Origin of the sequence: Myroides albus (genome assembly GCF_009711045.1) — a bacterium.
Lineage (GTDB): Bacteria > Bacteroidota > Bacteroidia > Flavobacteriales > Flavobacteriaceae > Flavobacterium > Flavobacterium album_A.
In genome coordinates this window covers 1-7,064 of sequence record NZ_WMJX01000072.1, presented here as the reverse complement: position 1 = coordinate 7,064, position 7,064 = coordinate 1, and the positions used below count along the sequence as shown (strand labels likewise).

Here is a 7,064-nt window from a genome sequence, read left to right as displayed (position 1 = left end):
AACAGTATAGAACTTGTCGCCTTCAAAGATGACATTTCCAAACTTACCTTTTAGTTTATTTACAATATTTTGAACTACCTGATCATTATTAATAATATCTCCAAAATGATTTATTACATCAGCCAAAACATCAATAACAAATTCATGCCCATGTTCGTTAGTATAAACATAAGCTGCTTTATTAGTTTTAGATTTTTCTAATGTTGCTACTAATTGTAAATCAATAAGAGGCACATCAATAGTATGACCATGAGCATCAGTAATTGAGAAAACTTTTTGCCCAGCAGCATTATCTTCTATACCATAACTCATCATTTTATTATTTACTTTATCAGATAAGTTATCTCCAATTTTAACCCACTGAGGTCGATTTGGATTTTCTTTATCATTATAGTCAATTCCCCAAAAATAATAACCAGGAAGTAATGCGTCTCCATTGTTGGTAGTATTATAAACTAACAAGCCTTCTTTGGGGTTATTACCATAGATTGATTGAGTATCAAATAAACCTGTTAATGCAATTTTTGGTATTAAAAGACCTTTGTCTTTTGCTTGTAATTCTAAGATTGCTGATTTATCTGGTTCCTTAACTCCTATCCCAACTTGAGCATAAGAAACCATACCACTAAGCAAGAATGCGATAGGTATAATTCTTTTTTTCATAACTTTTACTTTTACACTTAATTCAAATTTAACGAAAATTACGATATAAATCACAATAAAAGTTCAAAAATCAAATTATTACAAACATAATTTATACAAAAAAAACCACAACTAATTAAAACCACAACTATTTACAACATAAAACTATTGTTAAAAAACAATCACAAATAGTACTAAAACGTGTAGTGTAATAATAGAAAATCACTGACTTTACTTATGCAAAAAGGAAAATAAAAAAAGGGATAGCTCTTTAAAAAGCTATCCCTTTCCTAAGTATAATTCAATCAAATAAAAAACTTATTCATTACCCCAAAAAGCCCATTCTTTTCCATTAAATATGCAAATCATATTTGATTTTGTATCATAAACAATAGTACCTGAACTTGGAGAAATCATTTTTAAGTGAGGGCTCTCTACTCGTGGTAACACAAGTGCTTGATTTGTACTATCTAAAACCAGTACACCTTCAGTACTAATATTGGCGTCATTACCAATAAGGGTACGAGCACCACTTACCTCACTTAATCCATCTTGCATAGCCGTGTCAACAACCCCTTCGTTGATAGACAAATCTTCCCACATACCATTACCCGTACAATATTTTACTTTTTTATCTAAAACATCAAATATTAAAGTCCCTTCGACTGCACCTACAACTACACTACTATCTACCTTAGGCAAGACCACACCTCTCGTATCATTATCTGGAAATTCTAAAATAGAACTCGAAGAAATATAATTTGCTTTAGTACCAATAATAGCCTGTTGACTAAAAGTCTTTTGTGAAGTCATAAATAAACTAAACAAAAAAACAAATAGTAATAAAATCTTTCTCATAATAATCCCTTTTTAATTATCTGGACAAGACTGTAAAATACATGCCCATTTTGTTCCATCATAAAACTTCAAACACTTGTTTGTTGTATCATAAACCAACATACCTGCCACAGGATCAACAATAGCTCCAATCTGTGCTTCACTCAAACGAGTAGGAACGAAACCTTTCGTTTTAGATTCTAAGTATAACCATGCATTAATATCACTGGTAGATATTGATTCCCCTTTACTGCGATCTAAAGTAGTCATCATGACAAAATCACTGTTCTTTTTAGTAATTTGTCCTGAAACAGGAGGATAGTAACATGATAGATCCCTACCACAAAATGGAATTGTTGGATCCAAATTAACATACGCATCCTCTAAACTAGCATTGATACATTCATCTTCAGAATTACCAACTAACTCGAGTTGTGCACCAAATTCTACTACCTTTGCAATATCCTCATCTGGTACATCGCGTGGTTTGGTATATTTGTTACCTGTTGCCACTTCAATTAGTGCCAGAAAATCTAGAGCTTGTACTTCATAAGTCAACTCAAGTGTTTTTCCTCCATTAATACTTAATCCTTCCACAATATGAATTCCGTCCTCTTTGACTTCTGTTCCATTTCCGAAATTTGAACTAAATGACTTAAAGATAAAATCATCATTATAAGTAAATGTAAAGTTCAAATCTGTAAAGTCTATAGATGGATTTGGATTTTCAATGGAAGCTTTAACAGTAATTATCCCTTTGTCTTTATAACATCTTCTCGATACTGGAATAAGTTTAATTTTAGGAGACAAAACCCTATCTTGATGAATCATTTCAACTTTAGTTGATACACATTCCGTAAAATTATTATAGTCACAACTCTCTATCGTAATCTCCTTACCTTCATTAAGACTTTCATAAGTTAGTTTACCTCTATTCTCATAAATTTTCGGTACCGCATTATCGTCAAACCTAACCCTTGCTGTAATCGTAGTAAAAGTACCAGGTGATAGTCTAACTTTATCTATACTCAAAACTCTTGTACCGCCGTAATTATTGAACTTGGCTTCATTAAAAGCAAACTGAGAAGAAGTTACTCCTTCATTAACCCATGTCATGCCTTCTGGTAATTCATCATCAATTTTTACATAACGAGCCTCACAAGCATAATTCCAAACTTTGAATGTGTAAAGAAAATCTGTACAAGACACCACCTTTGCAGGTGCTTGTAATGTATACTCTATACCATCAGGGTTCGGATTAGCAGGACGAGGACAATTGAATTCAAAATCGCCAATAGCTATATTCTGATATCCTCTTGAGCTTGTACGATAATGTAAGTTATGTTTTATTACAATTCTATTTACCTCATGAGGAAACTCCACTATTGCAGCTGCATTTTTATTAGTAATACTTGATCGTTTAGTACCATTTGCTTTTCTACCTCCAATCGTAAAAGTTTGCTTACTTGGATCTTTTGTATTGAATGAAAGTATAGCATTGTAAGCAATATCACCACAATAACCAATTACTTCAACTTCATCTGCTATAAGAGTGGTTTTATCTATTCCATAGATATTAAATTTAGCAAAAGTAGCTCCATCTTTAAATCTAATTGTTGTTACGGCTGAATTATCATCACTTCCTTTAACCCCTTTGAATCTAGACTCAAGTAATGTTCCATTTGATACTCTTGGATATCCACTCATTTGCATTGATCCATTTTCAGTCCCGTTACTAAAAGTCTTAAAATCTACATCAAAACGAATACCATTTGTTGCTTTTAAATTTGTAACTGATTTACTTCCACTTTTCCAAGTTTGGGAACTAAACTTATAATTTCCTGCTATATTAGTGGAACATCCAACACAAAATCCAGGTGAAGGTTTTGCCCCAAAAGTAATATAGAGTTCATCTTGATCTAAAGGCAGATTAAACAAATGCTCTTCAAGTTCACCTCCTACATAAGTTCCTGGAATCACAGCCAACCATCTTCCAGCATAAGCATCTGCTTCTGTTTTAGCTACAAGCATTCTGACTTCATATCCTGGTCCTTGATAGGCAAAGGATTCACCACCGGCACGTACTTCAACAGTTGTTTTAGGAAGTCCTGTTTTTTTAAATTTCCAAAACTTATCTTTCAAGGCAAAGTTAAAATCACAACCTGGTTCATTAATAGGAACTGAAACACCACCATCATCTTGGTTACTTCCCCAATAAATAGCTGTATTATCATCAGGAAGTTCTACTTCATGAATAACACCAACTCCCGCTTCAAACTCTGTTCCTATAGTATTTACAGTCAATACAGCTCCAGCCGCAGTAGACCTTGAAACACTTATACTTGTATTATTATCATCCCTAAAAATACCTGCCACGTTATTGTGATAACCAATTCCTGTTCTACCAAAAGGCCAAAATACATTACCTGTAGAGGAAGTATATGCAACCCCATCTAGTGTAATACCATATTTTGTTCCTAAGTAACTCTCAATCTTATTTATTTCACTTGCAGTAAGAATTCTATTATAAACAATTAACTCTCCTAATTGTCCTCCCATAGGTCCACCACCACTATCGTGAATACTGGCTCCACCAAGAGTCATACCTCCATCAGTTTTAAAATACGTACTAGTAGGTCCAGGCAAACTTTTTCCTTTTTTATCTTCTGAAAAATCTGCACCATTGAATCTAAACTTCGTATAGTCTTTCTCTTTCAATAATGAAGTTTGTAATGCTGTGGTATTTTTAACATATCCTCCTTCACCATCAATATATCCAGGCCCAAAAGTTCTTCCTCCACCTTTAGCATCTTTCTTCTCTGGACTAAATCCTAATGGAGGTTTTCTTGTAGAAGAACCTCTTGGATCAGTTCCTCCAAAACCGACATAATACATCCTTGTACTACCTGCTTCTTTTAGAGCAATGTATACAGCAAAAACGGTTAACTCACCTGTTGTAGGCACACCTGTATTGGATGCTAAGAAATGAGCTCCATCGAAGACTAATGCACTATTAAAATTCATCTTATAACTCCCTTTAACAAAAGAAGGTCTTTTCTGAGGTTTACTATTACTATTTGTTCCGGTTAGATTACTAAAACTAAAATTAGCATTTCTCTGCAGTGCAACAGAAGCATTAGCCCAACCATCAACTTGTGTGGTTTGACCATACATTTTAATAGAATGATCAGGTTTCAACCAAACTTGAACACCATAAACCCCTCCGGGGTAATCCACCTGAGCCAACAGCTCAGATGGATTAAAAAAGATCAATAGAAGAACTAAAAATCTATATATATATTTAAACATATCCAATAATTTAAATTGTTATTATAATATTTCGACTTTTTGTCTCTATTTTTTCACATATTCAATAACTACACAATACTCTCCTGCTGGATTACTTGTTATTATTGTACCAACAGTACCTATTGCTATAGTTGTTTTACCAGCAACTACTTGTTTACCAATCACACCTCGCACAATTGCATTAGTACCTTTATTAATCAAAGTAGCCTCTATAACCATACCTTCAATTGCTTTTGGCAATTCTAATGAAGTAAAAGACGTTGCTTGAGTTAATTCAACAACATATCTCATGATATCCTTATCATTGTATTTCCCCACTATTGTCTCTTTGGCAGTTGAGTATAAGTTTCCACCTTTTGATATATTTTCAATAAATGTTTTATTGTTCCCTTGATTAATAATAGTTTCAAAATCATTACTTACGTCTTGTGAAACTGTAATGTTTTTAGCAGTACCTGTTTCATCTTTATATACGTAATAAGTTAAATCCCCATTTGGTGTAGTAATTGGTGTACTACCTGCAGGTGCTATACGTTCTATTGGAGTTAATGTCTCAGAGAAGGTAACCTCTTGAGGGTTTTTACCATCTTTAAAGACAAAACCTGCTTTAACATCTGAAAGATTTCCAGTTGTTTTTAAAGTTAAAGATGCTAAGTATGCACTATTTTTAATCTCTTGAGATAAATTAATTTCTTGTCTATCTGTACCATTAACAACAATCAAAAATACCTCTGTACCTCTTTTTTCAACAGTAACTTTACTACCTTGACTAATTACTACTTTCTTAACAATGTCTTCAAGGTAAGTTTTATTATCACCTTGATTAATAATTGTCTTAAAGGTATCTGCAACATCTTGTGTAAGTGTTATTGTATGAACGTTTCCTGATTCATCTTTATAATCATAAGAGATAGATTTACCTTTTGTAGCATCAGGTAGATTAACTTCAACTGTTTTTTTAAGTAAATCAGTTACCGTTTCACTATAATCACCTGCTGCCAATTTACCGTTGTTATATGTAAATCCTGCTCCTTTTTTAGAAGCCATATCAGCTGGTGTACTAGTTACTCTTCCATAGTTTTGAACGCGTTTTACTTCATTAGTTAAATCTAAAGATTCTGGATTCTCACCATTTTTATAAGAGATTGTAATATTACCTGTCGCGCTATCCTTACTTACTGATACACTACCTGTTGCGTTTGTAATGAATTTGTTCAATTCTTTTTTAACGTTGTCAGATTTTATAATCTCGTCAAAATTATTAATTACATCACTAGACACAGTGATTTGAGTCGAAGCAATATTACCTGTTTCATCAACATAATTATATGCAATCAATTTATTGTTTGCATTGTCTGTACCACGGTTTAATGCTGTTAGAGTCTCTGCAAATAATACAGCTGCATTGTTTTCTTTACCATTATTAAACTTCTTAGCTAACTTAACTTTAGATACATTTTCTGTAGAAGTTTGATCAATAAGTTCTCCATAAGCCTGTAAGCTTTTAATATTGGTAATAAACTTAGGATTATTAGTAATTTCATCAATAAATGTTTGACTTGCTGCTATATCTTTTACACTTAATTTTACTGTTCCACCTTTGCTGTCTGTGATCACTAAATAATCAACATCGTTCTCTGGAACTAAAGTAAAACTGGCATTGGTTGTATCTAAATCACTCCAGTCTATTGGTGTTTTGTCACCTGTGGTTGGGTCAACACTATAGAATTTTTTATTCTCATAGATAACATTCCCATATTTACCTTTTAACTTATTGATGATTTGATCAATAAACTCGTTGTTATTGGTAATCTTATCGATGAATTTTTTATTTTCGGAAAGCTCAGTGATGAACTTATCACTCTTAGCGATTTCTACAACGTCTAATTTTACTGTGCCTCCCTTACTGTCTGTGATTACTAAATAATCAACATCGTTCTCTGGAACTAAAGTAAAGCTCTCATTGGTTGTATCTAAATCACTCCAGTCTATTGGTGTTTTGTTACCTGTGGTTGGGTCAACACTATAGAATTTCTTATTCTCATAGATAACATTCCCGTATTTACCTTTTAACTTATTGATGATTTGATCAACAAACTCATTGTTATTGGTAATCTTATCGATGAAGTTTTTATTTTCGGAAAGCTCAGTGATGAACTTATCACTCTTAGCGATTTCTACAACGTCTAATTTTACTGTGCCTCCCTTACTGTCTGTGATTACTAAATAATCAACATCGTTCTCTGGAACTAAAGTAAAGCTCTCATTGGTTGTAT

Annotated in this window: 2 protein-coding genes and 2 pseudogenes; all 4 read right to left on the bottom strand. The window is 32.9% G+C overall.

Annotated elements, in window-relative coordinates:
- A pseudogene (locus tag GJV76_RS14870) lies at positions 1–663 on the bottom strand (hypothetical protein); the annotation flags it as partial.
- Positions 664–960: 297 nt separating this feature from the next.
- Positions 961–1,500 carry a hypothetical protein gene (locus GJV76_RS14865; RefSeq protein WP_155093375.1) on the bottom strand — a complete coding sequence of 180 codons (540 nt, stop codon included), beginning with the start codon at positions 1,498–1,500 and terminating at the stop codon, positions 961–963.
- Positions 1,501–1,512: 12 nt separating this feature from the next.
- Positions 1,513–4,788, bottom strand: a complete 3,276-nt coding sequence (locus GJV76_RS14860; RefSeq protein ID WP_155093374.1) for a hypothetical protein — start codon at positions 4,786–4,788, stop codon at positions 1,513–1,515.
- A 45-nt stretch (positions 4,789–4,833) separates the two neighbouring features.
- Positions 4,834–7,064, bottom strand: a pseudogene (locus GJV76_RS15765) (hypothetical protein); the annotation flags it as partial.

Excerpts from the sequence above, each read along its gene's own strand:
- GJV76_RS14860 (WP_155093374.1), bottom strand. The coding sequence starts at position 4,788 with ATGTTTAAATATATATATAGATTTTTAGTTCTTCTATTGATCTTTTTT.
- GJV76_RS14865 (WP_155093375.1), bottom strand. The coding sequence starts at position 1,500 with ATGAGAAAGATTTTATTACTATTTGTTTTTTTGTTTAGTTTATTTATG.